This is a genomic window from Flavisolibacter ginsengisoli DSM 18119 (assembly GCF_900129295.1).
Lineage (GTDB): Bacteria > Bacteroidota > Bacteroidia > Chitinophagales > Chitinophagaceae > Flavisolibacter > Flavisolibacter ginsengisoli.
Genome location: NZ_FQUU01000040.1, coordinates 1 through 4,297, shown reverse-complemented (window position 1 = coordinate 4,297; position 4,297 = coordinate 1). Strand labels below are relative to the sequence as shown.

Below are 4,297 nucleotides of genomic sequence, written 5' to 3'. Positions count from 1 at the left end.
TACTCACCATGCCCATGGAAGAAAAGCATAATTGGATACTTTTTTCCATCATTAGCAGTAGGGTTGTAAGTTTTAGGGAAGTGAAGACGGAACGCCAGGCCTTTATAGATATAGGCCTTGTACATATCCGTATTCCAGCTCATTCTGACCGTGCGCACCCACTTTCCAATCTGGCCATCAGGTGGCTGAACGGGGGGCTTGGTAGAATCATAAGTGATCACTGGGTCATTCGGATCTAAAACACTTTGGGCACTTACAGTTTGTAGAGCAATAGCTACATAAAATGCCATCAAGAGGGCAATGCATCGGGTAAATTTTGTCATAATTAGGGGCATGTGATTAGGGTCTTGGAATTATATATAGATTAATTTTGCTTGTTATTCCTTAATAATTAAGATTATCAAAGGAAATTGGTGTTCAATTGAGGATTGGAAGGTGGAATTCAATAGGATTTAGGGCTAATAGTAGATTAATACGTCAAAATGTTACTATCAGTTGATAGTAACAGCCGAATTTGCTACATAGTAGATTTCTCAAAAATGATGCCTTTTCAAGTCAAGGCAAAAAGGGTATAGGATTTAAAACTTAAGCTGTAGATCTTGAGTTGATAAATGAATATTCAAAAATACAAAGACGGCGGTTACCGCCTTTGTATAAAAGTTTAAAGTTTAATAAATTTCCTGGATTCCATGGTTCCATTTATTTGCATCATAAGGATATATTCTCCTTTTGGAAGCATTGAAACTGAAATTACGTGCCTGCTGTTCCCTGCAGCTTTTGAAAAGGTATACTGATTTTGAACAGCCCCGGCCAAGTTCAACAGCTGTATATTAATATTACCAGAATAGGTATTGTTTAGGTCAACCACCAATTGGTCACGTACAGGGCTGGGATATACCTGTAATTTACCTGGGACAGTTGTTTCCATTACTTCACCCCTGGTATTTGAGGCTGCACGTGCTGTACTAAGGCTGGAAAGTTTGAGTTCCCACCAGTTGAACACAGGGTTACCGGAGGATTTATTGACAAGTACTTTTAGAGTTTGGCTTCCAGCTGTAAGGTTGGCAGTGACGCTTACTGTTTGCCAGGCACTGCCAGTATTGGGAACATTAATGGTGGCAAGCAATGTACCTGATTGGTTTACCAGTTGCAGCCTGCTACCTCCCTTGGTTGCACCTACCCTGAAGTTGATGGTATAGGTACCAGAATAAGTGACATCTACTGTATAATTTAATGCATCATTGTTATCCAGGGCACCTACCTGTTGACCGCCGCCAGCGTCTGTGGTTGCCGAGGTCGTTACCACTCCAGTGGAGGACGAATAACTTTCAGCTTCAATTCTTAATGAATAGGGAGGAGTCGGCTGTTGGTTTACCACTACGTTTATATCATCAAAGGCTGTTGCACCACTGTTGTCTGTAACCGTAAGGCGGAAGGAATAGCTTCCTGCAGTAAGCCCGGTCACAGTTGTGGAAGGTGATCCTGGTGAAGTAATGGTTCCCCCAACTCCTGATACTTTGCTCCAGGCATAAGAAGCAATAATGCCATCCGCATCAGTGCCACTTCCGTTTAAAGTCACAGAGTTTGTTGGTAGCGTGATGGTTTGGTCAGCCCCTGCATTGGCAACTGGCAGTTGGTTAGGGGCACTGTTGACAGTAATATTTACATCATCAGATGCTGCAGCTCCGCTATTATCAGTAACAGTCAGACGGAAGGTATAAGGACCTGCTGTAAGACCAGTGATGGTAGTGGAGGCAGAAGAAGGAGAAGTAATGGTAGCTGAACCACCTGATACTTTAGTCCAGTTGTAAGTAGCTATCGAGCCATCCGGATCTGAAGCTGTTCCACTTAAGTTGGCAGAGCTTACAGGGAGGGTAATGGTTTGGTCTGTTCCTGCGTTCACTATTGGTGGCTGGTTTACTGGTGCTGCATTGACTGTGACATTTACATCATCAGATGCTGTAGCTCCACTATTATCTGTTACAATAAGGCGGAAAGTATAGTTGCCTTGCGTAAGTCCAGTAACAGTGGTGGAAGGTGAAGAAGTGGAAGTAATGGTGCCTCCCGTACCTGATACTTTAGTCCATGCATAAGTGCTGATGCTGCCATCAGGATCTGTGCCACTTCCGGTTAAATTCACGCTATTTGCAGGAAGAGTAATTATTTGGTCAGCTCCTGCATTGGCAGTAGGAAGCTGGTTAGTAGCACTGTTTACAGTGATATTTATATCATCTGAGGCTGTAGCACCGCTGTTATCAGTAACTGTGAGCCTGAAGGTATAAGGACCAGCTGTAAGACCAGTTACCGTAGTTGAGGCAGAAGAAGGCGATGTAATGGTGCCTCCGGAACCTGATACTTTTGTCCAGGCGTAAGTTGTAATGCTGCCATCCGGGTCAGTTCCGCTTCCGTTTAAGGTAACAGAACTTGCAGGCTGAGTGATGGTTTGATCAGCTCCTGAATTGGCAGTGGGAGCCTGGTTGGTTGCAGTTGCTCCAACTAATTCCATCCAGTTGATGTTCCATCCAGCTACGGAGTTAGCCTGCAACCTTATTGTTTGGGTTCCTGCCACGAGGTTGATAGTGGTGGATATGGTTTGCCATACCTGCCAGCCTCCGGTGGTGGGAACATTGAGTGTAGACAGTACAGTACCTGAGCTATTTTTTATTAGGAACTGGGCGCCGGTATTTGGACTGGCTATACGAAGGTTAAGCGTGTAATTACCAGCCGCGGGCACATTGATAGTATAATCCATCCAATCACCATTGTCTATCCAACCCACATCCAGCGTTCCACCTGCATCAGAACAGGCTTCTGTAAGCACTCCGCTCATGGCTGTCCAGTTCTCCGCTTCGATACGGGTGCCACTTCCGGGTGCCGGTTGTGCATTTACAATTACATTCACATCATCAGTTGATATTGCTCCCTGGTTATCAGTAACTGAAAGGCGGAATGTATAATTGCCTTGTGCCAACCCTGTTACTGTTGTAGAAGGAGATGATGGAGATGTAATAGTAGCTGCACCGCCTGAAGTTTTGGTCCAGGAATAAGATGCCACCGTTCCATCAGCATCTGAAGCTGTTCCTGAAAGAGTAACACTATTGGAAGGAAGCGTGATAGTTTGATCCAATCCTGCATTTACAGTAGGAGACTGGTTGTTCCCATTAACAGTAACGGTAACATCACTGCTTGAAGATGCTCCCAGGTTATCAGTAACAGTAAGGCGGAAGTTATAACTACCCTGCACCAGGCCTGTTACAGTGGTGGAAGCTGTAGACGGAGAAGTGATGGTGGCAGCCCCACCGGTTACCTGTGTCCAGTTATAGGAAGCTATAGATCCGTCAGGATCTGAAGCTGTACCGGTTAATGTTACGCTATTAGCCGGGAGGGTAATGGTTTGGCTGGAACCTGCATTCACAATTGGTGCAACATTTCCGGAAGATCCCAGGCTGAATTCAAACCAGTTAATATTCCATCCTGCAGAAGAAGAAGATTCTATTCTTAAGGTTTGCTGGCCGGCAGTAATATTTATAGGAGTTGAAATTGTTTGAAATACCTGCCATCCGCCGGTATTTGGAATATTTACAGTAGTAAGCACTGTACCATCTGCTTTCTTTACCTTAAGCTGCGCACCGTTGACTGGTGATGCCACCCTTAAATTTAGAGTAACAGTACCGGAAGTACCTGCATTAATATTGTAATCCATATAGTCACCCAATTCGATCCATCCTACATCTTTTCCTCCACCAACATCAGATGTGTTCTCTGTCTGTACACCAAACATGGCACTGTAATCTTCTGCTTCATAGTGACCAGGCAAAATAGAAACAGGTACATGTGACCAATCAGACCACAATCCATTTCTTTGAACCCTGGCAGTGTAAACACCACCGGCAGTTGCTGTAATGGTATTGGAACTAGCACCACTTATCAGCACTCCGTCTTTTCTCCACTCGTAAGCTGAGAAACCTGCCGGAAGGCCAATGACAGCGTTAATAGCAGTTCCTGGCCAGTAGGATTTTGATCCTCCTACCTGCCATGGGTTTGAACTATAGGCCCTGTTGATGAATGGCCAGAAGTCTGGCTCAGCCCAGGCATTCCACCAGGTGCCATGACCTACACCCTGGTAAACAGTAAGTTTGAAATTAGCTCCTGCGGCTACCATGGCATCCCTTACACTATAAGTAGTGGAAGGATATGGGTTCGTATCATCAGAGCCCTGGAAAACCCAGTTGGGTGTGTATTTAATTTTATTGATGAAAGTTGGATCTGTATAGGAACTCTGGCTCCATGACATGGG

General features: G+C 44.8%; 2 protein-coding genes. Both read right to left on the bottom strand.

Features of this window, described 5'->3' with window-relative positions:
- The coding region (locus tag BUA53_RS20690) for a hypothetical protein (protein ID WP_217653044.1) at positions 1-323 on the bottom strand (323 nt) is incomplete at its 3' end.
- 338 nt (positions 324-661) lie between these two features.
- A partial coding sequence (locus BUA53_RS20685) for a PKD domain-containing protein (protein WP_139256543.1) occupies positions 662-4,297 on the bottom strand: 3,636 nt, incomplete at its 5' end.